Annotated in this window: 20 protein-coding genes; 15 read left to right on the top strand and 5 right to left on the bottom strand. The window is 73.4% G+C overall.

All coding sequences use genetic code 11. The annotated features are described in order from the left end of the window. The first annotated feature begins 11 nt into the window (after nucleotides 1-11). Nucleotides 12-422 carry a TadE family type IV pilus minor pilin gene (locus ACZ6O5_RS10130; RefSeq protein WP_374709273.1) on the top strand — a complete coding sequence of 137 codons (411 nt, stop codon included), beginning with the start codon at nucleotides 12-14 and terminating at the stop codon, nucleotides 420-422. 311 nt (nucleotides 423-733) lie between these two features. Next, on the top strand, nucleotides 734-1,201 hold the full coding sequence (locus ACZ6O5_RS10135; RefSeq protein WP_465976679.1) for an Rv3654c family TadE-like protein: 468 nt from the start codon (nucleotides 734-736) through the stop codon (nucleotides 1,199-1,201). Between the two features lie 133 nt (nucleotides 1,202-1,334). Here ACZ6O5_RS10135 and ACZ6O5_RS10140 read toward each other — a convergent pair whose 3' ends face one another. The 3 genes from ACZ6O5_RS10140 to ACZ6O5_RS10150 form a co-directional block, all read right to left on the bottom strand. Further along, entirely contained in the window at nucleotides 1,335-1,913 is a 579-nt protein-coding gene (locus ACZ6O5_RS10140) for an LURP-one-related family protein (protein ID WP_465976005.1), read from the bottom strand. 210 nt (nucleotides 1,914-2,123) lie between these two features. Further along, entirely contained in the window at nucleotides 2,124-2,330 is a 207-nt protein-coding gene (locus ACZ6O5_RS10145) for a hypothetical protein (RefSeq protein ID WP_107154710.1), read from the bottom strand. 405 nt (nucleotides 2,331-2,735) lie between these two features. After that, nucleotides 2,736-5,294, bottom strand: a complete 2,559-nt coding sequence (locus tag ACZ6O5_RS10150; RefSeq protein ID WP_465976681.1) for a DEAD/DEAH box helicase — start codon at nucleotides 5,292-5,294, stop codon at nucleotides 2,736-2,738. 104 nt (nucleotides 5,295-5,398) lie between these two features. Between ACZ6O5_RS10150 and ACZ6O5_RS10155 the strand changes: the two genes are divergently transcribed. From ACZ6O5_RS10155 to topA, 6 genes are all read left to right on the top strand, one after another. Beyond that, complete coding sequence (locus ACZ6O5_RS10155) at nucleotides 5,399-5,749, top strand: STAS domain-containing protein (RefSeq protein ID WP_107154711.1); 351 nt, start codon at nucleotides 5,399-5,401, stop codon at nucleotides 5,747-5,749. Beyond that, nucleotides 5,749-6,186, top strand: a complete 438-nt coding sequence (locus ACZ6O5_RS10160) for an ATP-binding protein (RefSeq protein ID WP_465976007.1) — start codon at nucleotides 5,749-5,751, stop codon at nucleotides 6,184-6,186. The genes ACZ6O5_RS10155 and ACZ6O5_RS10160 overlap by 1 nt, the downstream gene beginning before the upstream one ends. Nucleotides 6,187-6,479: 293 nt before the next feature. After that, nucleotides 6,480-8,828, top strand: coding sequence for a sodium-translocating pyrophosphatase (locus tag ACZ6O5_RS10165; protein ID WP_465976009.1), 2,349 nt, complete (start codon nucleotides 6,480-6,482; stop codon nucleotides 8,826-8,828). A 101-nt stretch (nucleotides 8,829-8,929) separates the two neighbouring features. Continuing rightward, nucleotides 8,930-9,469: a hypothetical protein gene (locus tag ACZ6O5_RS10170; protein ID WP_465976011.1), complete on the top strand. Its 540-nt coding sequence runs from the start codon at nucleotides 8,930-8,932 to the stop codon at nucleotides 9,467-9,469. Further along, nucleotides 9,460-10,074, top strand: coding sequence for a hypothetical protein (locus tag ACZ6O5_RS10175; protein WP_425785304.1), 615 nt, complete (start codon nucleotides 9,460-9,462; stop codon nucleotides 10,072-10,074). The genes ACZ6O5_RS10170 and ACZ6O5_RS10175 overlap by 10 nt, the downstream gene beginning before the upstream one ends. A gap of 314 nt (nucleotides 10,075-10,388) precedes the next feature. Further along, nucleotides 10,389-13,250, top strand: coding sequence for a type I DNA topoisomerase (gene topA / locus ACZ6O5_RS10180; protein WP_465976013.1), 2,862 nt, complete (start codon nucleotides 10,389-10,391; stop codon nucleotides 13,248-13,250). Between the two features lie 304 nt (nucleotides 13,251-13,554). Here topA and ACZ6O5_RS10185 read toward each other — a convergent pair whose 3' ends face one another. Next, nucleotides 13,555-14,871: a D-arabinono-1,4-lactone oxidase gene (locus tag ACZ6O5_RS10185; RefSeq protein WP_465976015.1), complete on the bottom strand. Its 1,317-nt coding sequence runs from the start codon at nucleotides 14,869-14,871 to the stop codon at nucleotides 13,555-13,557. 219 nt (nucleotides 14,872-15,090) lie between these two features. Between ACZ6O5_RS10185 and ACZ6O5_RS10190 the strand changes: the two genes are divergently transcribed. Next, complete coding sequence (locus ACZ6O5_RS10190; protein WP_281943818.1) at nucleotides 15,091-15,666, top strand: TetR/AcrR family transcriptional regulator; 576 nt, start codon at nucleotides 15,091-15,093, stop codon at nucleotides 15,664-15,666. Nucleotides 15,667-15,741: 75 nt separating this feature from the next. Here the strand turns inward: ACZ6O5_RS10190 and ACZ6O5_RS10195 are convergent, their stop codons facing one another. Beyond that, entirely contained in the window at nucleotides 15,742-16,950 is a 1,209-nt protein-coding gene (locus tag ACZ6O5_RS10195; RefSeq protein ID WP_465976017.1) for an amino acid deaminase/aldolase, read from the bottom strand. 306 nt (nucleotides 16,951-17,256) lie between these two features. On the opposite strand from ACZ6O5_RS10195, the gene tmk reads away from it, so the two are divergent. From tmk to ACZ6O5_RS10225, 6 genes are all read left to right on the top strand, one after another. After that, complete coding sequence (tmk, locus tag ACZ6O5_RS10200) at nucleotides 17,257-19,323, top strand: dTMP kinase (RefSeq protein WP_465976683.1); 2,067 nt, start codon at nucleotides 17,257-17,259, stop codon at nucleotides 19,321-19,323. After that, nucleotides 19,320-20,660, top strand: coding sequence for a DNA polymerase III subunit delta' (locus ACZ6O5_RS10205; RefSeq protein WP_465976019.1), 1,341 nt, complete (start codon nucleotides 19,320-19,322; stop codon nucleotides 20,658-20,660). Before tmk ends, ACZ6O5_RS10205 begins: the two co-directional genes overlap by 4 nt. Before the next feature lie 149 nt (nucleotides 20,661-20,809). Next, nucleotides 20,810-21,139, top strand: coding sequence for a YbaB/EbfC family nucleoid-associated protein (locus ACZ6O5_RS10210; protein ID WP_396772592.1), 330 nt, complete (start codon nucleotides 20,810-20,812; stop codon nucleotides 21,137-21,139). 1 nt (nucleotide 21,140) lies between these two features. Beyond that, entirely contained in the window at nucleotides 21,141-21,446 is a 306-nt protein-coding gene (locus tag ACZ6O5_RS10215; RefSeq protein WP_465976021.1) for a hypothetical protein, read from the top strand. Beyond that, nucleotides 21,446-22,114: a hypothetical protein gene (locus tag ACZ6O5_RS10220; RefSeq protein ID WP_465976023.1), complete on the top strand. Its 669-nt coding sequence runs from the start codon at nucleotides 21,446-21,448 to the stop codon at nucleotides 22,112-22,114. The genes ACZ6O5_RS10215 and ACZ6O5_RS10220 overlap by 1 nt, the downstream gene beginning before the upstream one ends. Nucleotides 22,115-22,375: 261 nt before the next feature. Next, on the top strand, nucleotides 22,376-23,221 hold the full coding sequence (locus ACZ6O5_RS10225) for a PSP1 domain-containing protein (RefSeq protein ID WP_405092124.1): 846 nt from the start codon (nucleotides 22,376-22,378) through the stop codon (nucleotides 23,219-23,221). Nucleotides 23,222-23,235 lie beyond the last annotated feature (14 nt).

Raw genomic sequence — 23,235 nt, forward strand, 5'->3', positions numbered from 1 at the left:
CGGCCGCCCCGGTGGCGAGTGGCGGGGCGCCGTACGGCGTCCGGTGCGGTGCCGCCCGCCGTCGCCCCTGGGACGCCCGGGAACGGGGGTCGTTCACCGCCGAGCTGGCGGTCGGCCTGCCGGCGTTGATGTTCCTGCTCGTCGCCGGCCTCACCGCGGTCGACGCGGTGACCACGCGTGCCGGCTGCGTCGACGCGGCCCGGGAAGCGGCACTCGCCGCCGCGCGGGGCGAGCCGGGCCCACCCGCCGCCACCCGGTACGCCCCGGCGGGCGCGGAGGTGACGTTGACCGTGACCGGTGATCGGGTGACCGCGACCGTCCGGGCACCCGTCCGGACGTTCGGCACGAGGCTGCCCCGGTCGACCGTCTCCGGCGTCGCGGTGGCCGCCGTGGAACCCGGCGCCCCCGGGCCGACGCCGTGACGCCGCAAACGCCGGAGAAGCCGCCAACGCCGGAGAAGCCGGGAACACTGGAGAAGTCGGGAAGGCCGGCGACGCCGGGAACGCTGGAGAAGTCGGGAAGGCCGGCGACGCCGGCAACGCCAGGGCGGCTGGGGACGCTGGAGGAGATGGGGACCTTGTCACCGACCGTCAGCTCGGCCGACCGTGAGCCGCACCCGGATGAGTTGTCGGACCCCGCCGGGCCGCACCTTGCCGGAGCGGGCCCTGCCGGGCTGGGCCTCGCCGAGCCCGGCCTCGCCGGGCCGGGCCCTGACAGGCCAGACCTTGCCGGACTGAGCCCTGACAAGCCGAGCCTTGCCGGGCCGAGCGCTGACGGGCCGAGCGCTGACGGGCCGAGCCTTGGTGGACCGCACGCACACGGACGGCCCACCGGCCGGTCGGCGTCCGAGCGGGGTGGGGCGACCGTGTGCCTGCTCGCCATCGGCCTGGTGTTCGTGCTCGTCGGGTTGTTCGGCGCCAGGCTCGGGGCCGCCCGTTGCGCGCGCCATCAGGCCCGGGTGGCGGCTGACTTCGGCGCGCTCGCGGGCGCGAGCCGGGTGCTCGACGGAACGGACGCCGCCTGCGGGTCGGCCGACGCGCTGGTGTCCGCCAACGCGGGCCGGATGACCGGATGCCAGGTCGACGGCCTCGACCTGATCGTCACGGCGCAGGTACGGGTCGCGCCGCTACCCGGGTTGACCCGCGTCGCCACCGCCACGTCCCGGGCCGGCCCGGTACGCGAACTCGCCGCCACGCCATGACCATCGCCTGCCGCCTGCCGCCTGCCGCCTGCCCGGCGACACTGGTTTCGCTACCGGCGGTCGGGCGGCGGAACCCACCCGGCGGTCGACCGGTGGAGCCCGCCGCGACGGGCCGCACCGGTCGACATCGGCGTCAGCGGGACTGGAGCGCGTCCAGGCCCACCGCCATGGCGATGACCAGGCGGCGGTCGATGTGCGGGTGCTGGATGTCGACGACGTACCGGTCGCGTAGGCCCCACTTCTTGTCGACCGAGAACACCGACTGGCCGCCGGCCAGGAAGTCGAAGTGGTAGGGCAGCCAGGAGAGCGAGTCGACGAAGCGGCGCAGCAGCGCCACCGGCAGGCTGCGCTCCTGGCCCGTCGCGGGCGGCAGACCGGGCTGCTCGACGTGCCAGGTCGAACGCAGCAGCGACTGGGCGAAGTCCTTGCGGAACAGGCCGATCGGGGTGCCGGCGTGGTCGGTCACGTCGTAGGTGGCGCCGAGATCGAGCCGTTGGCGGGCCTTGAACCCGAGCAGGGGGTACTGCTTGGTGTCGTCGGTGTAGATGGTGACCTGCTCCTTGAAGGCGAGCCGCTTCTGCTGCGCGAACGCGAGCAGCCCGCCCTCGGAGCCGTCCGGTGCCACGGCGTGCACCTCGTACTGGTTGACCATCATCCGGATCCGCTGGCGGACGATGAACCGGTGCTGGGCCTGCAGGTTGTCGAGCGACATCTGATCTCCTTCGAGGGGTCGCCGGAGTGTCGCACAGCGCCGCCACCAGCGCGCACCGCTGGTCAGCCCTGCCGGTGACCCTGATCGACTCCCGCGCACCGAAGTGGCGGTGCCGGTCATCGTCCGACACCGTCCTCCCGGTGAGCTGGCGAGACGCCACCCGGCCCGACCCCGCTCACTCGCACAGCGGTTCGGGCCGCAACGGGGCGGTCAGCGTCCGCCGTCGACCGTGGCCTTCATCGCCCACGTGTTGAGCACCTGGTGGATGCCGCGCAGGCGTTCGTTGATCTGGTCCAGCCGCTCCGCCTGGGCCAGGTTCGCCAGCGCGGTACCCAGCGCTATCTGCTGGTCCGGGGTGAGGCTTTCCTGGTCGATGGTGTAGAGCAGCTCGACGGTCTCGGCGATCGTGTCGGCCACGGCGGCACCTCCGGCGGGACGGGTCTCGGGGTCGCGTCTGCGCTACCGGAATGATGCATGGAAGCGCTCCCATACATCAATGCCCCGCAGCACCCATCCTCATGCACCCGTCCCACCCACCAGACTCACTCCTCCCACCAACCCACCCGTCGATCTTGCACCTTGTGCCCAGGCGTATCGGGCCAAAAGGGCGAGATGTGGGCCGAAACTGCAAGATCGACGGGGGCGGTGGGGCCTGTGCCGGTCGAGCATCGGGCGGCGCGTCGGTGAGGGAGGTGAGGGAGTGAGGGAGGTGAGGGAGGTGAGGGGAGGGGAGGGGAGGGGAGGGGAGGGGAGGGGAACAGTCCTCGCTCGCTGGCGTCACCGCGTCGGTCGGCCGAGGTGGTGACGAGTGATGCGGCGAGGTCAGTCCGTCGTGATGCGGTCGGTCGCCGATCGCCGTGCTGCCCGGTCGTCCTGCCGTGGCAGCACCCCGTCGCGCTCCGCCCCCGACCCGTCATCCGCCGCGACGTCACCCGGCAAGCCACCGCCCGCCGTCGCATCGACGCTCACCGCATGGACGCCCACCGCGTCGCCGGCCACCGCGTCGGCGGCCGTTGCGGTGGGCGTCGATGCGGCGGCGAAGTTGGTGAGCACCACGTCGAGGACCTTGACGGCTTCCGGCTTGGCCAGTGGGTTGTTGCCGTTTCCGCACTTCGGGGACTGGACGCAGGACGGGCACCCGGTCTCGCACCCGCACTCGACGATCGCGTCGCGGGTGGCGCGCAGCCAGGCGGCGGCCGTCCGGTACGCGCGCTCGGCGAAACCCGCCCCGCCGGGGTGACCGTCGTAGACGAACACGGTCGGGGCCTCGGTGTCCGGGTGCAGGGCGGTCGACAACCCGCCGATGTCCCAGCGGTCGCAGGTCGCCATCAACGGCAACAGGCCGATCGCGGCGTGTTCGGCGGCGTGCAGCGCGCCCGGCACGTCGGCGGCCTCGACGCCGGCACGAGCCAGCGACTCCGGCGAGAGCGTGAACCAGACCGCGACCGTACGCAGCTCGCGCGCGGGCAGGTCCAGCGGGCGGGTGTCGATCACCTCGCCGGTGGCGATGCGCCGGCGCTGGTACGACACCACCTGGCTGGTCACGTCCACCTCGCCGAGGAACAGCCCGACCGGGCCGGCGTCGACGTACGAGCGGACGGACACCACGGACAGCGAGGTGACGTCGCGGGCGTGGGTGGACCAGTCCGGCTCCTCGGCGTGCACCAGCGCGCAGCCGTCGGCCAGGTCGAGGGTGTCGACCACGTACGAGACGCCCTGGTGCAGGTAGACCGCGCCGGTGTGGAGCAGGAAGTGCGCGGAGCCGCCGTCGACGGTGCCGAGCAGCCGCCCGGTGGACTCCTCGACCACGCAGACCGGGGCGCCGCCCTCGCCGCGCAGGTCCACCTCGGGGCGTTCCCGGTGCCGCCAGTACCAGCCGGTGGGCCGCTGCCGCAGCGCGCCCGCCTCGACCAGCGAGTCCACCGCCTCCTTCGCGCCGTCGCCGAACAGGTCCAGGTCGGCGGCGGTGAGCGGGGTCTCGTGCGCGGCGCAGGCGAGTTGCGGCGCGAGCACGTACGGGTTGGCCGGGTCGAGCACGGTGGCCTCGACGGGACGCCCGAACAGCGCCTCCGGGTGGTGCACGAGGTAGGTGTCGAGCGGGTCGTCGCGGGCCACCAGCACCGCGAGCGCCTCGTCGCCGGAGCGCCCGGCCCGGCCGGCTTGCTGCCAGAGCGAGGCGCGGGTGCCGGGCCAGCCGCAGATCAGCACCGCGTCCAGCCCGACCAGGTCGACGCCGAGTTCGAGCGCGTTGGTGGAGGCGAGCCCGAGCAGGTCGCCGTGCAGCAGCGCCCGTTCCAGCTCGCGACGCTCCTCGCGCAGGTAGCCGGCCCGGTAGGCGGCGACCCGGTCGCCCAGCCCCGGCACCGCCTCGTCGAGCGACCGTCGCGCGTTCGCGGCGACCACCTCGGCGCCCTTGCGGGACCTGACGAACGCGAGCGTGCGGACGCCCTCGACCACGCTGTCGGCGAGCAGGTCGGCGGTCTCCCGCAGCGCGGAGCGCCGGACCTGGACGAGATCAGCGTCAACAGCCGAATCCGTGGGCGGCAGCAGCGGCGGCTCCCAGAGCGCGAACGTCACCCCGCCGCGCGGCGACGTGTCCTCGGTGACGGCGGTGACGGGCAGGCCGGTGAGCCGCCCGGCCGCCGTCGCCGGGTCGCCCGACGTGGCCGAGGCCAGCAGGAACACCGGCGTACGCCCGAAGCGGGCGCACTGTCGACGCAACCGCCGCAGCACGTGCGCGACGTGTGAGCCGAAGACGCCCCGGTAGGTGTGGCACTCGTCGATGACCACGTACGCGAGCCGGCGCAGGAAGCCGGACCAGTGGGCGTGCCCGGGCAGGACGCCGTGGTGCAGCATGTCCGGGTTGGTCAGCACGAACCGGGCGTGCCGACGGATCCACTCCCGTTCGGTGCGCGGGGTGTCGCCGTCGTAGGTGGCCGGGCGTACCCCGTCGAGGTCCAGGCCGGCGACGGCGCGGAGCTGGTCGGCGGCGAGCGCCTTGGTCGGGGCCAGGTAGAGCACCGTGGCGCGCGGGTCGGCGAGCAGCGTGCTCAGCACGGGAAGCTGGTACGCCAGCGACTTGCCGGACGCCGTGCCGGTGGCGACGACGACGTGCTGCCCCGCGTACGCCAGCTCGGCGGCCTGGGCCTGGTGCCGCCACGGCGCGACCACGCCGCGTCGCGCGAACGCCGCCCGCAGCTCCGCGGGCGCCCAGTCGGGCCACGGCGCCGGCTCGCCGACGCGGGCCGGCACCCGCTCGACGTGGGTGACCGGGTCGGTGGCGTGGCGCAGCCGCAACCGACGCAGCAGCTCGTCCGGCGTACGCCTCGGGCCGGGGCTGTCGTCGGTCACGTCCTGCACTCTCGCACTGGTGTTCGGAATTGGGAACCGCCGGGTCGGGGTATGGGGAGGGCCGGGCCGGTGACCCGAAGCGGTCGCACGGGGGGATGGTTAGATGCCCAGGAGAGTTTACCGAGGAGGGGCCGATGGAGCTGTCGCTGGCGACCCGCACCGTGGGGGAGCACACGGTGCTCGAGGTCGGCGGTGAGGTGGATGTCTACACCGCACCCCGCCTGCGGGAACGGCTCATCGAGTTGATCGACGGTGGGGCCCGCCACGTGGTGGTGGACCTGGGTCGGGTGGACTTCCTCGACTCGACCGGGCTCGGCGTGTTGGTCGGCGCGCTCAAGCGGCTCCGGTCGGCCAGCGGCTCGTTCGCGCTGGTCTGCGACAAGGAGCCGCTGCTCAAGATCTTCCGCATCACCGCCCTGGATCAGGTCTTCCCGCTGCACCCGACGGTCGACGCGGCCATCGCCGCCGACACCACCGGCGCGTGATGGCCACCGTCAAGCTCTCCTTCTCACCGGCGCCGGTGCACGTGCGCACCGCCCGTCTGGTCGGTGTCGCGGTGGCCCGGCGGGCCGGGGTCCGCGAGGACCTGCTCGACGAGGTGCGGCTGGCCATCGGTGAGGCGTGCACCCGGGCGGTCGCGCTGCACCGGCAGTACGGGCTGGCGGATCTGGTCTACGTGGAGATGTCCGACGGCGGGCCGTACACGGTGCGGGTGGTGGACCGGGCCCCGATCGAGGCGGGTCTCGGGTTGGCCGCGCTCGGCCCGGACGAGCTGGCGAAGGAGTCGCTGAGCGAGGACGCGCTCACCACCGGCGTGGGGTTCGCGCTGCTCGCCGGTTTCGTGGAGGACCTCCAGGTCCGCCCGGTCGACGAGGGTGTCGGCACCGAGGTCCGGATGGCCTGGCCGACCGGCCGCGGCTGATCCGATCGTTCCGCAGGCCGCGTTCCCCGCACGGGGAGCGCGGCCTTGTCGTGTTGACCGGCCTATATATCAGATTTCCTCGCATAACACAGTTACGAAGATCATCGAGACACGGTGCCCCCTCCATGTGACCCTCACCACGCCGGAGGGCTACAGTACCCGGGTTGTCAGCAAGTGATCGCTCCCCGCAGCCAGCGGGAACGGGTGGATGGCGCACGCTGGCGAGTTCGCATCCAGGCGTCGGCCGTGCGTCTCCACGAGCCGACGCGAGTGTTCGGTACAGGAGGACACAGATGTCCGGGACCTTGGCCGCCGACGGCGGCGCACTGTCCCTTACCGGAGCCAATGTGACGTACGTCGTCATCGCCGCGGTCATCGCGCTGGTGGCGCTCGTCTTCGCCGCCGCCTTGACCAAGGCGGTACTGGCAGCCGGTACGGGAACCACCAACATGCAGGAGATCTCCGGGGCGGTGCAGGAGGGCGCGTCGGCGTACCTGCTGCGGCAGTTCCGCACCCTGGCGATCTTCGTGGTGATCGCCGTCGTGCTGCTGTTCCTGCTACCGGTGCACGACACCGACGGGAACCAGACGCTGGTGAAGATCGGCCGGTCGGCGTTCTTCGTGGTGGGTGCGCTGTTCAGCGCGTTCATCGGCGGCGCCGGCATGTGGCTGGCCACCCGCGCCAACCTGCGGGTCGCCGCCGCCGCGCGGGAGCGCGAAGGTGGCCGCGAGGGCGCCATGAAGATCGCCTTCCGCACCGGCGGCGTGGTCGGCTTCCTCACCGTCGGCCTCGGCCTGTTCGGTGCGGCGCTCGTCGTCATCCTGTTCCGGGGCGACGCGCCGACCGTGCTGGAGGGCTTCGGCTTCGGCGCCGCGCTGCTGGCCATGTTCATGCGGGTCGGCGGCGGCATCTTCACCAAGGCCGCGGACGTCGGCGCCGACCTGGTCGGCAAGGTCGAGCAGGGCATCCCGGAGGACGACCCGCGCAACGCCGCCACCATTGCCGACAACGTGGGCGACAACGTCGGTGACTGCGCCGGCATGGCCGCCGACCTGTTCGAGTCGTACGCGGTCACGCTGGTCGCCGCGCTGATCCTGGGCCGGGCCGCGTTCGGCGAGGACGGCCTGGTCTTCCCGCTGATCATCTCCACCATCGGCGTGCTGGTCGCCATCGTCGGCGTGTTCATCACCCGGCTGCGCGCCAGCGACCGCAACGGCCTGACCGCGATCAACCGGGCCTTCTACCTCTCCGCGGTGATCTCCGCGGTGCTGGTGTCGATCGCCGCGTTCGCGTACCTGCCGGCCACGTTCGGCGAGCTGGAGGGCGGGCTGACCGACGTCGACCGCAACCCGCGGCTGGTGGCCATCGGCGCGGTCGTGATCGGCATCGTGCTGGCCGCCGCGATCCAGGCGCTGACCGGCTACTTCACCGAGACCAACCGCCGCCCGGTGCAGGACATCGGCAAGAGCTCGCAGACCGGCGCCGCCACCGTCATCCTGGCCGGCATCAGCATCGGCCTGGAGTCGGCTGTCTACTCGGCGCTGCTGATCGGCGCCGGCGTCTTCGGCGCGTTCCTGCTCGGCGGCAGCTCGATCACGCTGTCGCTGTTCGCGGTCGCGCTGGCCGGCACCGGCCTGCTCACCACCGTCGGCGTCATCGTCGCGATGGACACGTTCGGCCCGATCTCGGACAACGCGCAGGGCGTGGCCGAGATGTCCGGCGACATCGACGAGCACGGCGCGCGCACGCTGACCGAGCTGGACGCGGTCGGCAACACCACCAAGGCGATCACCAAGGGCATCGCGATCGCCACCGCGGTGCTGGCCGCGACCGCGCTGTTCGGCTCGTACACCGACACGCTGCGGACCTCGTACTCCGACGCGGGTGTGGGCGACGTCGGCACCGAGATCCTCAACGCGCTGAACGTGGCCAACCCGCGCAACCTGGTCGGCCTGATCATCGGCGCGGCCGTGGTCTTCCTCTTCTCCGGCCTGGCCATCAACGCGGTCTCCCGCTCGGCCGGCGCCGTGGTGATGGAGGTCCGTCGGCAGTTCCGCGAGCTGCCCGGCATCATGGACCGCACCCAGCGGCCCGAGTACGGCAAGGTCGTGGACATCTGCACCCGGGACGCGCAGCGCGAGCTGCTGACCCCCGGCCTGCTGGCCATCCTGGCCCCGATCGCGGTCGGCTTCGGCCTCGGCCCGGGTGCGCTCGCCTCCTACCTGGCCGGCGCGATCGGCGCGGGCACGCTGATGGCGGTCTTCCTGTCCAACTCCGGTGGCGCCTGGGACAACGCCAAGAAGCTCGTCGAGGACGGCGCGTACGGCGGCAAGGGCTCCGAGGCGCACTCCGCCACGGTCATCGGCGACACGGTCGGCGACCCGTTCAAGGACACCGCCGGCCCGGCGATCAACCCGCTGATCAAGGTGATGAACCTGGTCTCGCTGCTGATCGCCCCGGCCGTGGTGGCCTGGAGCGTGGGCGACGACAAGAACCCCGCGCTGCGGATCACGATCGCCGTGGTGGCCGCGCTGATCATCGCGGCGGCGGTGGTGTTCAGCAAGCGCAAGGGCGTGGTGATGGACAGCTCGGACCACGGTGCGGGCACCTCGGACCAGCACCCGGAGACGGTGGGCGCCTGACCGACGGGACGGTTCCCGGCCGGCCCCGGTCGGCCGGGAACCGTCCCGTGCACGAAACCTGCACGGTGGCGGTTCCCCCCGGAGGTCGTACGCTGCATCGCATGCGTACGCGCCGGGCGGCAACCGCCGGAAAGCTCACGGTGGTCCTGGCCACGCTGGTCCTCGTCGCCGCCGGCTGCGGCGGGCCCAGCCCACGGGCCTGGGCCGCGTCGGTGTGCCAGGCGCTCACCCCGTGGCGCGCGGAGATCTCCAAGCTGACCAGCAGCACCCGGCAGCAGATGACCGCGCAGACCACCCCGCCGCAGGCCAAGGAGAACCTGGTGCGCTTGTTCGCCGGGGCGGAGCAGGCCAGCGAGACGGCCCGACGCGAGGTCGAGGAGGCGGGCGTGCCGGAGGTCGACCACGGCCCCGAGGTCTCCGCCGGGTTCCGTGGCTCACTGAGCAAGATGCGGGACGCGTACGGGCGGGCCCGGACCACCATCGACCGGCTCGACACCGCCCAGGCCGGCCCGTTCTACGACGGCGTGCGCGCCGCCGTGGACACGCTGAACCAGGAGTACGACGCGAGCGCGCTGGACACCAGCAAACTCAACTCACCCGAACTCAAAGAGGCCTTCGACGAGGTCCCGGAGTGTCGCTGACGCCACCCTCCCCGAATCCGAACCCGGCCCGCCAGCCCTCGCTGTTCTCCACCGAGGCGGCCGATCCCGCGCTGGCGGACCTCGCCGGCCTGCTCGCCGGGCCGGGTGAGGTGGTGCGGATGGGCGGCACGGCCCGGCTCTCCGTGGTGGTGGACGCGGCCTGGCGGGTGCACGTGCTGGTGGCCGAGCTGGGTGCCCGGGGCGTGCCGGCGGGCTGGGAGCCGACCGGGGACGGCCGGTACCGGGTGCGCACGGCGTACGCGAGCACGCTGACGCCGCTCGCCCGGGGCTGGCTGCACGGCGCGGCGAAGCGACCGCCGGCCCGGTTCCACCTGGACGGGCGGCGGTTACGGCTCTGGGCCGCCGCGGCCGGGGCCGCCGAACCGGCCGGGTTCCGGCTCGGGCTCGGCCCGGCCGACGAGCAGTGCTGGAAGGCGGTGCGCGCCGCGCTGGCCGCGGTGGGCCTGCCGGCCGCGTTCGTGGAGCCGGGGGAGGGCGGGCCCGCGTACCGGATCGGTGGGCGGCGGGTGACCCGGCTGGCGGAGCTGGTGGGGGAACGGCCGCCGGCCGCGCCGCCCGCCGACTGGCCGGGCCCGCACGGCTGACCCGTCGGCGCAACCCCGCCGGCTGTCCGATCGCCGACCGTCCCGGCGGCGGTTTGCGCAGGAATTCGACTGGAGCCGCCTCCGCCGGGGGGTGTGTGATCGTCACAGTGACCCGCCCGGCGCCCTACCCACGGTGTACGGTGGCGCCGTCCGGCAGGGTGCGGCCGGCGACCGCCGGGGAGGCGGCCTGTTCGCCGCCCACGAAACCCGGGGCGCGGACGGCGCGTTACGTTGGACGTCCGGGCCGACCGCGGTCCGGGCGGGGCAACACGGCCCGGAGTGGGCGTGGCGTAGGAGTGAGGTCGGGGAGAGACGTGCCGAGCAAAGCTGGAACCACCCGTCTGGTCATCGTCGAGTCACCGGCGAAGGCCAAGACGATCTCGGGCTACCTCGGCCCGGGGTACGTCGTGGAGGCCAGCTTCGGCCACGTCCGGGACCTGCCCCGCAACGCCGCCGACGTGCCGGCGAAGTACAAGGGCGAGCCGTGGGCGCGGCTCGGCGTCGACGTCGACAACGGCTTCCACGCGCTCTACGTGGTCTCGGCCGACCGCCGCCAGCAGATCAACAAGCTGGTGAAGCTGGCCAAGGAGGTCGACGAGATCTTCCTGGCCACGGATGAGGACCGCGAGGGCGAGGCGATCGCCTGGCACCTGGTGGAGACGCTCAAGCCCAAGGTGCCGGTCAAGCGGATGGTCTTCCACGAGATCACCAAGCCGGCCATCCAGGCCGCGGTGGCCAACCCCCGGGAGATCGACCGCGACCTGGTCGACGCCCAGGAGGCCCGGCGCATCCTGGACCGGCTCTACGGCTACGAGGTCTCCCCGGTGCTGTGGAAGAAGGTCATGCCGAAGCTCTCGGCGGGCCGGGTGCAGTCCGTGGCGACCCGGATCGTGGTCGAGCGGGAGCGCCAGCGGATGGCGTTCCGCACCGCCGAGTACTGGGACATCCTGGCCACCCTGGCGGTGGCGAAGCCGGGCGAGGGTCCGCGCACGTTCAACGCCACGCTCGTCGCGCTGAACGGCGACCGGATCGCCACCGGCAAGGACTTCGAGCCGACCACGGGTCGCGTCAGGCCCGGCGCCGGGGTGGTCCACCTCGACGAGGGCGGGGCCAGAGGGCTTGCCGCCCGGCTGGCGGACCGGCCGTTCACGGTCACCCGGGTCGAGGAGAAGCCCTACCGCCGTCGCCCGTACGCGCCGTTCATCACCTCCACGCTCCAGCAGGAGGCGGCCCGCAAGCTGCGGTTCTCGTCCCAGCAGACGATGCGCACCGCGCAGCGGCTCTACGAGAACGGCTACATCACCTACATGCGTACCGACTCGGTGAACCTGTCGGAGACCGCCATCGCGGCGGCCCGCCGGCAGATCGTCGAGCTGTACGGCGAGCGCAGCGTGCCGCCGGAGCCCCGCCGCTACACCGGCAAGGTGAAGAACGCGCAGGAGGCGCACGAGGCGATCCGCCCGGCGGGCGACAACTTCCGCACCCCGGGCGACGTGGCCAAGGAGCTGTCCGGCGAGGAGTTCAAGCTCTACGAGCTGATCTGGCGGCGCACCATCGCCTCGCAGATGACCGACGCGGTCGGCTCCAGCGTGTCGGTGCGCATCCGGGCCGTCTCCTCCGCGCAGGAGGAGGCCGACTTCGGCGCCACCGGCAAGACCATCACCGACCCGGGCTTCCTGCGCGCGTACGTCGAGTCGAGCGACGACGAGAACGCCGAGGCGGAGGACGCCGAGCGGCGGCTGCCCACGCTGGTCAAGGACCAGCCGCTGACCGCCGACGAGTTGGCCGCGCAGGGCCACCACACCCAGCCGCCGTCGCGCTACACGGAGGCGTCGCTGGTCAAGGCTCTGGAGGAGTTGGGCATCGGCCGCCCCTCCACGTACGCCTCGATCATGCAGACCATCCAGGACCGCGGGTACGTCACCAAGCGCGGCCAGGCGATGATCCCGACGTTCCTGGCGTTCGCGGTGATCGGGCTGATGGAGCGGCACTACCCGCGCCTGATCGACTACGACTTCACCGCCAGCATGGAGAACGAACTGGACGAGATCGCCGGCGGCGACCACGCCGCGGTCGACTTCCTCACCTCGTTCTACTTCGGCAGCGCCAACGGCGCCGGCGACCAGGCCATCGCGCACGCCGGTGGGCTGAAGAAGCTGGTCACCGAGAACCTCAGCGAGATCGACGCGCGCAGCGTCAACTCGATCCCGCTGTTCACCGACGACGAGGGGCGCGAGGTCGTCGTCCGGGTCGGCCGGTACGGCCCCTACCTCCAGCGGGCGGTGCCCGGCGAGCAGCAGGCGCCGGCCGCCCCGGCCGAGGGCGAGGAGGGCGGCTCCCAGGGCGACCGGGCGCCGATCCCGGAGGGCCTGGCGCCCGACGAGCTGACCCCGGAGAAGGTGCACGAGCTGTTCCTCGGCGGCGGGGGCGAGCGCAAGCTCGGCGACGACCCGTCGACCGGTGAGCCGATCGTGCTGAAGTCCGGCCGTTACGGCCCCTACGTGGCCAGCGGGGAGCGGAAGTCGTCGCTGCTGCGTTCGCAGTCGCCGGACGACCTCACGCTGGACCAGGCGCTGCGGCTGCTCAGCCTGCCCCGGCTGGTGGGCGTGGCCCCGGACGGCGGGGAGGTCTTCGCGAACAACGGCCGCTACGGCCCGTACGTCAAGCGTGGCGACGAGTTCCGCTCGCTGGACTCGGAAGACAAGATGTTCACCGTCACGCTGGACGAGGCGCTGGCGCTGCTGGCCGCCCCGAAGACCCGCCAGCGCCGGGCCGCCGCGCCGCCGCTGCGGGAGATGGGCGTCGACCCGCTCACCGAGAAGCCGCTGGTGATCAAGGACGGGCGCTTCGGGCCGTACGTCACGGACGGGGAGACCAACGCGTCGCTGCGGCGCGCGCAGACGCCGGAGGCGCTGACGCTGGAGGAGGCGTCGGAGATGCTCGCCGAGAAGCGGGCGAAGGGCCCGGCGCCGAAGAAGAAGGCCACCAAGAAGGCCGCCCCCGCCAAGAAGGCCGCCCCCGCCAAGAAGACCACGGCCGCGAAGAAGACCACGGCGGCGGCGAAGAAGACGACGGCTGCGGCGAAGACGACGGCCGCGAAGAAGACGACGGCCGCGAAGAAGGCCCCAGCGAAGAAGGCGGCCCCCCGGAAGGCGACCTCAATCCCCAACGAGTGAATAGTCGTACGGATTCGCCCCTCAGGCGACGGGTCTGGTGCCGGTCCAGCCGTGAGCACCGCGACCCAGCGCTGGACGGTGGGCGTGGGCGGTGGGCGTGTCGCGCTGGGAACGAAGCATCACTGTTGAGCGGTATGCCTCCTGGTCATAATTATGACTCAGAGGTATACGGCATTTTTCTGGGAGTTCTTTCGCCGCACAACACGGAGAGTGATCGAGGTCAGGGCGCGCTGCGGGTTGAAACCGGCAGCCAGGGGCGCTGCTTCTTGAGCGAAGCCCTGACGCTCGCGGAACGTCATGGGTGTCAGGAACCGAGGACCTGACAGAGGTAGGGGTTCGTGAAGAGGTTCTGCGGGTCCAGGTGGGTGCGGAGGGACTGGAACGCGGCGAACTTCGGGTAGGCGGGGGCCAGCGAGGCCGCGTCGCGCCAGTGCAGCTTGCCCCAGTGCGGACGACCGCCCAGCTCGGTGGCCACCTGCTCGAACGCGCGGAAGTACGGCTCGTACGGCATCCCCACGTACTGGTGGACCGCCACGTACGCGGACTCCCGCCCGTACGAGTGGGAGAGCCAGATGTCGTCGGCGGCGGTGAACCGCACCTCGACCGGGAACAGCACCTTGAACGGCAGCCGGTCCACGATCCGGCGCAGTTCGGCCAGCGCGGTGGGCAGCGCGTCGCGCGGCAGCCCGTACTCCATCTCCACGAACCGGACCCGGCGCGGGGTGCAGAAGACCCGGTCGGAGCGGCCGGTGTAGGTGCGCTCGGTGAGCGCCCGGGCGGAGACGGCGCTGATGCCGGGCGCGAGCGCCGGCACCGCGCGGCCGAGGCGGCAGGCCCCGGCGAAGACGGTGTTGGCGAGGAACTCGTCGTCCAGCCAGCCGCGCCAGCGGGGCAGCGGCAGGTCGTCGGCGGGCACCCGGTCGTTGGTCTTGACCTGCACCCGGTCGGTGTACGGGAACCAGTAGAACTCCGCGTGGTCGTGCGCCTGGTAGAGGCCGGGCAGGTCGGCCAGCACCTCGGCGAGCGCGGCCGGCCGTTCGTGTGCGCGCAGCACGAAGGCGTCCACGCAGCGCAGGGTGACCTCGACCAGGATGCCGACCGCGCCGAGCCCGACCCGCGCGGCGTCGAACACGTCGGGGTGCTCGTCGGCGGAGCAGCGCAGCACCTCGCCGGTGCCGGTGACAAGCGTCAGGCCGGCCACGAACGTGGAGAGGCAGCCGAGTGTCGCGCCGGTGCCGTGGGTGCCGGTGGAGATCGCGCCGGCGACGGTCTGCGCGTCGATGTCGCCGAGGTTGGGCACCGCCAGCCCGTGACCGGCGAGCAGGTCGTTGAGCGCGTGCAGCGTCGTCCCGGCCGGTACGGTGACCAGGCGGCGCGCCACGTCGACGGTGACGTCGGTCGCCAGGTCGGCGAGGTCGAGCCGGTGCCCGTCGGCGACGGCGGTGGCGGTGAAGGAGTGACCGCTGCCGACCGCCCGGATGGTGGTGCCGGCGGCGGCGGCCCGGCGGACCGCCTCGGCGACGTCCGCCACGCTCCGGGGTCGCGCGGTGACCAGTGCCGTGCTGCGTTGGTTGCCGGCCCAGTTGGACCAGTCGGCGGGGCTACCGGCCATGGCGAACACTCCTCGACATGAATATGAACTGAATTCATATCAGGAACGTTGTGCCTGGTAAATACCGCAATCGAGGTCGGCTCGTTGTACCGGTAGTCACAGACTCGTGACGTGCGGATATGTTCAACCGTCGAAGGGGGGTGGCGCCGAGTGTCCACACCAGCCGCCACGACCGGGCCGCTGCGTCGGGTACCGGTGCAGGGTCGAAGTGTCGCGCGGGTCCAGCGGATGCTGGACGCCTGCGCCGAGCTCGTCGACGAGGTGGGGTACGAGGGGTTGACCACGACCCTGCTCGCCGAGCGTGCCGAGGTGGCGATCGGGTCGGTCTACCAGTTCTTTCCGGACAAGCGGGCGATCGTGCAGGCGTTGACGTTGCGGACCATGGAGTCCTACCTCCAGCGGCTCGACGAGCGCTTCGCCTCGGACGACCTGACCCACTGGTGGGACGGGGTCGACGCGGCGATCGACGAGTACATCTCGATGCACCGCACGGTGCCCGGTTTCCGTACCCTGCACTTCGGCGACGTGGTCGACCTGCACCTGCTGGACGACCAGCGCGACAACAACGGGGTCATCGCGGAGCAGCTCGCCCGCGTGCTCACCGAGCGGTTCGGTCTGGCCGGCGTGCCCGACCTGCGGTTCCACCTGGAGGTCGCGGTGGAGGCCGCCGACGCCCTGATCAAGCTGGCGTTCCGCCGCCGTGCCGACGGCGACGAGCGGGTGCTGGTCGAGGCGAAGGCGCTCATCCGGGAGTACCTGCACCGTCAGGTCGACGCCCCGACCGAGGCCGTCCCACAGGGCTGAGCGGCACGCCGAGCGGCGGGTTCTGAGAGTGCGCCGGGGCCCGCCGTCGTCATGTCCCGACCTGTTCCCGCCCGGTCAGAGGAACGCGTGGCCCTCGCCCCGGTAGGTGGGCACGGTCGCCACCACGGCGTCGCCGTCGACCAGGTGCACCTCGTTGACGTGCTCGCACACCTCGCCCGCCTTGGCGTGGCGGAACCACACCCGGTCGCCGACCCGCAGGTCGTCCGCGGCGTCGCCGGCGAGCGGGGTCTGCACCTCGCCCGCGCCCTCCGCGCCGAGCAGCTTCAGCCCCTCCGGCAGCCACGGCCGGGGCAGCCGGCTCTCCGCCGCCGGGCCGGAGGCGATCCAGCCGCCGCCGAGCACGGTGGCCAGCCCGGGCGCCGGCCGGCGGACCACCGCGCAGGCGAAGAACGCCGCCGGGGTGGGCCGCCAGGCGCGGTACGCGTCGAACAGCGTCGGGCCGTACAGGCCGGAGCCGGCGGTGACCTCGGTGACCGCCGGGTCGGCGCTGGTGGCGGCCACGCTGCCGGTGCCGCCGCCGTTGACGAACTCCAGGTCGGCGTGCTCGCGTACCGCGGCGACCGCGGCCGAGCGGCGGGCCAGCAGTTCCCGGTACGACCCGCGCTGCGCGACCCGGATCGCCGAGCCGAGCGCCGCCTGCCCGGGCGGGGCGTCCCCGAGACCGGCGATCTGTGCCTCGTACGACATCAGGCCGACCAGCCGGAAGCCCGGCCGGCCGGCGACGGCGGCGGCGAGCGCGCCGGCCGCCCGGGCGCTGTGCACCGGGGAGCGGCGCACGCCGACGTGCACCCGGCCCCGCAGCGGTCGCCAGGAGGCGTCCAGGTCGAGGCAGACGCGCAGCGCGGGCCGACTGCCGGGCGGGCACACCCGGTCGATCAGGTCGAGCTGCCCGGCGTCGTCGACCATGAGCGTGACCGCGTCGGCGAGCGCCCGGTCGGCGGCCAGCTCGGCGAGCGCTCCCCGGTGTGCGGTCGGGTACGCGACCAGCACGTCGTCGGCGACGCCGGTGCGGGCGAGCCAGAGCGCCTCGGGCAGCGTGAAGGCCATCACACCGTGCCAGCCGGGGCGCTTGAGCGCGCGGGTGAGCAGCTCGCGGACCCGCACCGACTTGCTCGCCACGCGCAGCGGCTTGCCCGCAACCCGGCCGGCCAGCGCGTCGGCGTTGTCGTCGAACGAGGAGAGGTCGACCACCGCGTACGGCGGGTCGAGGTGGGCGGTCGCCCGGTCGAGACGATCGCGAAGTTCGGCACGGTCGATGGCCACGTCTGCACGCTAACTGTCCGGACGGCAATGCGAAATACCCTCGCGTCTGTCCGGGCTGCGGGCGGTGGCCCCGGCGGCCTAGGCTCGGCGAACAGGCGATGTCACGGAGGGCGAGACCCTCCGCGCGGCTAGAGTGTTCCACCGGGGATGCCCAGACCTGGGCCGGCACGTGGAGGTACGGCCATCGAAAGCCAGAAGAACGGCGAGTCGTCCGGCGTGTCGTCGTCCGGGACAGCCGCCGACCGGTCCGGGTTCGCCGCCATCCGCTCGGTGCTGCGCATCCGGCCGTTCCGCAGGCTGTGGATCGTGCTCAGCGCCGCCTCCTTCGGTGACTGGCTCGGCCTGCTCGCCACCGCGTTGTTCGCCGCCTCGCAGGTCTCCGGCAGCACCGCCCAGGGCGCGGCGTTCGGCGGCGTCACCGCGATCCGGCTGCTGCCGGCGCTGGTGCTCGGCCCGGTGGCGGGCGTCTTCGCCGACCGGTTCGACCGCCGGTGGACGATGGTCATCTGCGACCTGCTGCGCTTCGTGCTGTTCGCCTCGATCCCGCTCTACGCGCTGACCGGCGCGGCGGGCGGCCTGGTGGTCGGCTGGGCGCTGATCGCCACGTTCCTGATCGAGTCGATCACGTTGCTGTGGATCCCGGCCAAGGAGGCGGCGGTCCCCAACCTGATTCCGCGTACCCGGCTGGAGGCCGCCAACCAGCTCACGCTGATCACCACGTACGGCCTGACCCCGGTGGCCGCCGCCGTCGCGCTGGCGGTGCTGACCCGCGGCCTGCCCGGCGTGGTCGGCGGCCACCTGCCCGACTGGGCCCAGCCGGCCCAGCTCGCGCTCTGGTTCAACGCCTTCTCCCGGCTGGCCACCGCGCTGGTGGTGGCGTTCGGGATCAAGGAGATCAGCGAGGCCCAGCGCGGCGAGGCCCAGCGCACCGAGCAGAGCATGTTCCGCCAGTTCGCCGACGGCTGGAAGTTCATCGGCCAGACGCCGCTGGTCCGTGGCCTGGTGCTGGGCATCTTCGGCGCGTTCGCCGGCGGCGGCATCGTGGTCGGCACCGGCAAGTTCTTCGCCAACTCGCTCGGTGCCGGTGACGCCGCGTTCTCGCTGCTCTTCGGCGCGATCTTCGTCGGCCTGGCGCTCGGCATCGGGCTGGGGCCGATGGTCGTGCGGGACATGTCCCGGCGCCGCTGGTTCGGCATGAGCATCGTGCTGGCCAGCGCCTCCGTGCTGGTGCTGGCGTTCGCCATCCACCTGTCCATGGCCATCCTCGGCGCGATCCTGGTCGGCGCCGGCGCCGGCATGGCGTTCCTGGCCGGCACCACGCTGCTCGGCGGCGAGGTCGCCGACGAGGTGCGCGGACGGGTCTTCGCGGTGGTGCAGATCGGCACCCGGCTGGTGCTGATCCTGGCCATCGCGCTGAGCAGCCTCCTGGTCGGCGTCGGCGGCTCCCGCCAGCTCGCCATCGCCGACCTGGGCATCTCCATCTCCTCGACCCGCCTGCTGCTGCTCGCCGCCGGCGCGGCCGGCATCTTCGCCGGGATCAGCGCGTTCGGCCAGATGGACGACAAGAAGGGCGTGCCGGTCCTGGCCGACCTCTGGGGCTCGATCCGGGGCCGCCCGCTGATGCCGGCCGAGTCGTTCGTCTCCTCCGGCCTCTTCGTGGTCTTCGAGGGCGGCGAGGGCGCCGGCAAGTCCACCCAGCTCGCCGCGCTCGCCGAGCGGCTGCGCGGCGACGGTCGGGACGTGGTGGTCACCCGCGAGCCGGGCGCCACCGGGGTCGGTGAGCGGATCCGCTCGCTGGTGCTGGGCACCACCTCCGACGACGCGCCGTCGCCGCGTGCCGAGGCGCTGCTCTACGCCGCCGACCGGGCCCACCACGTGGCCACCGTGGTCCGCCCGGCGCTGGTGCGGGGCGCGGTGGTGATCAGTGACCGGTACGTCGACTCGTCGCTGGCGTACCAGGGTGCCGGCCGGACGCTGCCGGTGGACGAGGTCTCGTGGCTCTCCTCCTGGGCCACCGGAGGGCTCAAGCCCGACCTGGTGGTCCTGCTCGACGTCGAGCCGCGCACCGGGCTCGGCCGGGTGGCGGCCCGCCGGGAGGGCACCGACCGGCTGGAGGCCGAGTCGGTGGCGTTCCACGAGCGGGTCCGGTACGCGTTCCTCGACCTGGCCGCCGGCGACCCGAAGCGTTACCTGGTCCTCGACGCGTCCCGCCCGGTCGAGGAGATCGCCGACGCGGTCGCCCGCCGGGTGGACGAGTTCCTCGTCGACCCGGCCGGCATCGTGCACCCGCGTCCGGCCCAGGGCCCGGACACCTCGGTCCAGCCCGAGTTATCCGAATCGGAGCTGGTGACGATGGAGCAACGCCGACAATGACGGACGTCTTCGGCGATCTGGTCGGGCAGGACGAGGCGGTGGCCACGCTGCGGCGTGCCGCCGCCTCGGCCGCCGCGCTGCTGCGCGCCGCCACCCTCGGGGCGGCCGGCGCGGGCGCCCCGACCGGCGGCGGAGACCTCGACGGGTACGACGACCTCGACGCGCTCGCCGAGCAGTTCGACGAGCCGGGCGACCCGGACGGGCCCGGTGCGACCGGTGACCCGGGCGCGACGGCGCCCTCCGCCGACCCCGGTGCCGGGATGACGCACGCGTGGATCTTCACCGGGCCACCCGGTTCCGGCCGGTCGGTGGCCGCCCGGGCGTTCGCCGCCGCGCTCCAGTGCGTGCACGGCACCGGCTGCGGTCGCTGCCCCGGCTGCCACACCACGCTGGCCGGCACCCACGCCGACGTGCGGCTCGTGGTGCCCGAAGGGCTGTCCATCGGCGTCGGCGAGATGCGCGCGCTGGTGCTGCGGGCGGCCAGCACGCCCTCCGGCGGTCGCTGGCAGATCGTGATCATCGAGGACGCCGACCGGCTCACCGAGGCCGCCGGCAACGCGTTGCTCAAGGCGGTCGAGGAGCCGCCTCCGCGTACGGTCTTCCTGCTCTGCGCCCCGTCCACGCACCCGGACGACGTCTCGGTGACCATCCGGTCGCGGTGCCGGGTCGTGCCGCTGCGCCAGCCACCGGCCGGCGCGGTGGCCGAGGTGCTGGTCCGTCGGGACGGCATCGCCCCGGACGTGGCCGAGTGGGCCGCCGCAGCCGCGCAGGGGCACGTGGGCCGGGCCCGGCGGCTGGCCCGCGACCCGGAGGCCCGGCAGCGGCGGGACGCCGTGTTGGCCGTGCCGCGCCGGCTCACCGGCGTGGGCGCCGCGTTCGACGCCGCCTCGGCGCTGATCGAGGCCGCCGAGGCGGAGGCCGCCGCCTCGGTCGCCGAGGTCGACGAGGCGGAGCGGGCGGCGTTGCAGACCGCGCTCGGTGCCGGCGGCACCGGCCGGGGTGCGGCCGGGGCCATGCGGGGCGCCGCCGGCCAGCTCAAGGATCTGGAGAAGCGGCAGAAGTCGCGGGCCACCCGGGCACAGCGGGACGCGCTGGACCGGGCGCTCGTCGACCTGGCCGGCTTCTACCGGGACGCGCTCACCATGGCGCTGCGGGCGCCGGTCGCCCCGGTGCACACCGACACCGCGACGCTGGCCGCCGCCGGCGCCCAGAAGTGGGACGCCGAGGGCTCGCTGCGCCGCCTGGAGGCGGTGCTGGAGTGCCGGGCGGCGATCGAGACGAACGTCAAGCCACGGATCGCGGTCGAGGCGATGATGGTGTCGCTCTGGCGGGGCTGACCCACCCCACCCCACGCTGTCCACAGGGCATCGACACGCGCGATTGACGTGCGGTACGGTCCGGGGAATGCCGTGGTCACCGAGGCGGCACGCTCAGTGAGGGTGGCGTCGGGGTGGGGCGGCGGCGCCGACCGGGGAGGAGTCCGCCGATGGCGCGGGGGGAGATCGACGAGGCCTGGATCGAGGAGGCGGTGCGGCGTTACCGCCGCATCGAGACGCTCCAGGCCGAGTTCGACCAGGCGGTCGCCACGGTGGAGGTCACCGTCCGTTCACCCGACGGGCTCGTCGAGGTGGTGGTCACGGCCGGTGGGCGGATCACCGACGTGCGCTTCCTCGGCCCGCTGCACCAGCGCAACCCGCGTGACGTGGCCGGTTCGGTGCGGGCCGCGGTGAGCGCCGCCGCGGACGCGGCGCAGTGGGCCCGGGAGAAACTGCACAACGAGACGTTCGCGGCCTACCGGCCGCTCGCGGGAGCCTGACATGGAATCGCTGCGTGCGCTGGCCGCCCGCCTCGACGAGGCCGCCGCCGGTCTCACCATGCTGGCCCGCACCGTGCCCGCCACCGACCCGCCGCACCCCGCGTTCGGCGCCCACGCGGCCGGCCGGCCCGGCGAGGTCGGGCGCGCGCTGCACCGGCAGTGGACCGCCGCCACCGCCGACCGGGCCCGCGAGGCGCAGGCGGCCGCGAACCGGCTGGCCGCCGCCGCGGCGGCGCTGCGCAGCGCCGCCGAGCGCTACGCGGCCACCGACGACGCGGTCGTCCGCCGGCTGGCCCGGGAGGCCTGATGGACGCGCTGGACCGTCTCGCCGAGCCGGGCCTCGACCTGCTCACCCGCGTCGACGCGCTGCTCGCCGCCGGTGCGCCCGAGGGGCACCGGCTCTGGCCGCTGCTGCGCCGGATGCAGGTGCTCCCCGGCGTGGCCGTGCGGGAGTTCCTCGAACTGCACCCGGCGCCGCTGAACGGCGCCGGCCACGCCGTGCGCCGGCTCGTCCGGGGGTACGACGACACCTGCGCCGTGCTCACCGACCCGGTCGCCTGGTCCGGGTCCGCCGCGTCGGCCTACGACGAGGCACGCACCGCCCTGCTCCGGCATCTCGACGAGGGGCCGGAGAGCCTGGTCGGGCGGCTGGAGTCGACCGCGGGCTACGCGGACGCGCTGGCCGGCTGGGTGGAGAGCAGCCGGGCCGCCCTGGCGCGGGCGCTCGCCGAGGTGGTCGGCTCGGCCGAGGCGGTCGCCGTGCACGCCGCGAGCCGGCCGGGCGTCGAGTCCGGCCCGGTCGGCGCGTCGGCGGCAGCCGAGATCGCCACCCGGGTGCTGGGTGTGCTCGGGGTGGCCTACGACGGGGCCGAGACGCTGCTGCGCCAGTGGGGGCCGAGCCTGACGGAGACGACCTGGCGGGACCGCGCCGTCTCCGCGCCGCGCTACGGCGGCACCACCCGGATCGGCTACTGACGGCCCACGGCGTCGCACGCCGCTCCGACCGTGGCCGGGCACCGGCGTGCGACGCCGTGGCTTTCCCCTGCACCCCCCGCAGGTATGCCTTCACTCAACGCGGTGGATGGGCGTTTGTCCCGGGGGCGGCCCAGGTTTCAACCGTCCGGGCGAGGCGCGGGGGCCGGTTCGGTCCGGTCCACCGGGATGGATCGCTGCACGGTGTGACCGGACGGCGACCGGTGGACCGTCCGACCGCTCCGGTCCGCGTAGGGTAGGCGCATGGGCATGCTCTGCGCGGTCAGCTTCAACCGGTACGGGCGCCTCTACTACCTCGATCCCGGTGAGTTCCGCCCCCAGGTGGGGGACCGGGTGCTGGTGCCCACCGACGAGGGCCCCGAGGTGGCCGAGTGCGTCTGGGCCGCGCAGTGGGTCAGCGAGGACACCGACGGTTTCCCGAAGCTGGCCGGGCTGGCCGGCGAGGACGACCTGCACCGCGACGAGCTGCTGCGCCGGCGCAAGGCCGACGCGAAGGTGGCCGCCAAGCGGCTGATCCGCGAGCACGGCCTGCCGATGAAGGTGGTGGCCGTCGACCACGTCCTGGCCACGCCGGAGTCCGGCAGCGACCGCACGACCATCTACTTCACCGCGCCGCACCGGGTGGACTTCCGTTCCCTGGTCCGTGATCTGGGCGCGACGCTGCACTGCCGGGTCGAGCTGCGACAGCTCTCCGCCCGCGACTCGGCGCGCGTGCAGGGCGGGATCGGCTCGTGCGGTCGTGACCTGTGCTGCGCCACGTTCCTCACCGACTTCGAGCCGGTGACGATCCGGATGGCGAAGGACCAGGACCTCCCGCTCAACCCGCTGCGCATCTCCGGCGCGTGCGGCCGGCTGATGTGTTGCCTGAAGTACGAACATCCCCTGTACCAGCGGTTCCAGGAGTCCGCTCCGGCGGTCGGCACCCGGGTGGAGACCCCGCAGGGCGAGGGCAAGGTGGTCGGCCACAGCGTTCCGCGCGACGCCGTCACGGTCCGCCTGGACGCCGACGGCTCCCGCTGCCAGTGCAGCCGGGCCTCGGTCTGCGCCCCCCGCCAGTCCCACGACCAGCACTACAACCCCACCCCCTGACCGCCCGGCGGGGG

Source organism: Micromonospora sp. NPDC049201 (genome assembly GCF_055586805.1).

Coding starts and splice junctions, on each gene's coding strand:
- ACZ6O5_RS10140 (WP_465976005.1), bottom strand. CDS start 1,913: ATGTCGCTCGACAACCTGCAGGCCCAGCACCGGTTCATCGTCCGCCAG.
- ACZ6O5_RS10155 (WP_107154711.1), top strand. CDS start 5,399: ATGGAGCTGTCGCTGGCGACCCGCACCGTGGGGGAGCACACGGTGCTC.
- ACZ6O5_RS10160 (WP_465976007.1), top strand. CDS start 5,749: ATGGCCACCGTCAAGCTCTCCTTCTCACCGGCGCCGGTGCACGTGCGC.
- ACZ6O5_RS10165 (WP_465976009.1), top strand. CDS start 6,480: ATGTCCGGGACCTTGGCCGCCGACGGCGGCGCACTGTCCCTTACCGGA.
- ACZ6O5_RS10170 (WP_465976011.1), top strand. CDS start 8,930: ATGCGTACGCGCCGGGCGGCAACCGCCGGAAAGCTCACGGTGGTCCTG.
- ACZ6O5_RS10190 (WP_281943818.1), top strand. CDS start 15,091: ATGCTGGACGCCTGCGCCGAGCTCGTCGACGAGGTGGGGTACGAGGGG.
- ACZ6O5_RS10205 (WP_465976019.1), top strand. CDS start 19,320: ATGACGGACGTCTTCGGCGATCTGGTCGGGCAGGACGAGGCGGTGGCC.
- ACZ6O5_RS10210 (WP_396772592.1), top strand. CDS start 20,810: ATGGCGCGGGGGGAGATCGACGAGGCCTGGATCGAGGAGGCGGTGCGG.
- ACZ6O5_RS10215 (WP_465976021.1), top strand. CDS start 21,141: ATGGAATCGCTGCGTGCGCTGGCCGCCCGCCTCGACGAGGCCGCCGCC.
- ACZ6O5_RS10220 (WP_465976023.1), top strand. CDS start 21,446: ATGGACGCGCTGGACCGTCTCGCCGAGCCGGGCCTCGACCTGCTCACC.
- ACZ6O5_RS10225 (WP_405092124.1), top strand. CDS start 22,376: ATGGGCATGCTCTGCGCGGTCAGCTTCAACCGGTACGGGCGCCTCTAC.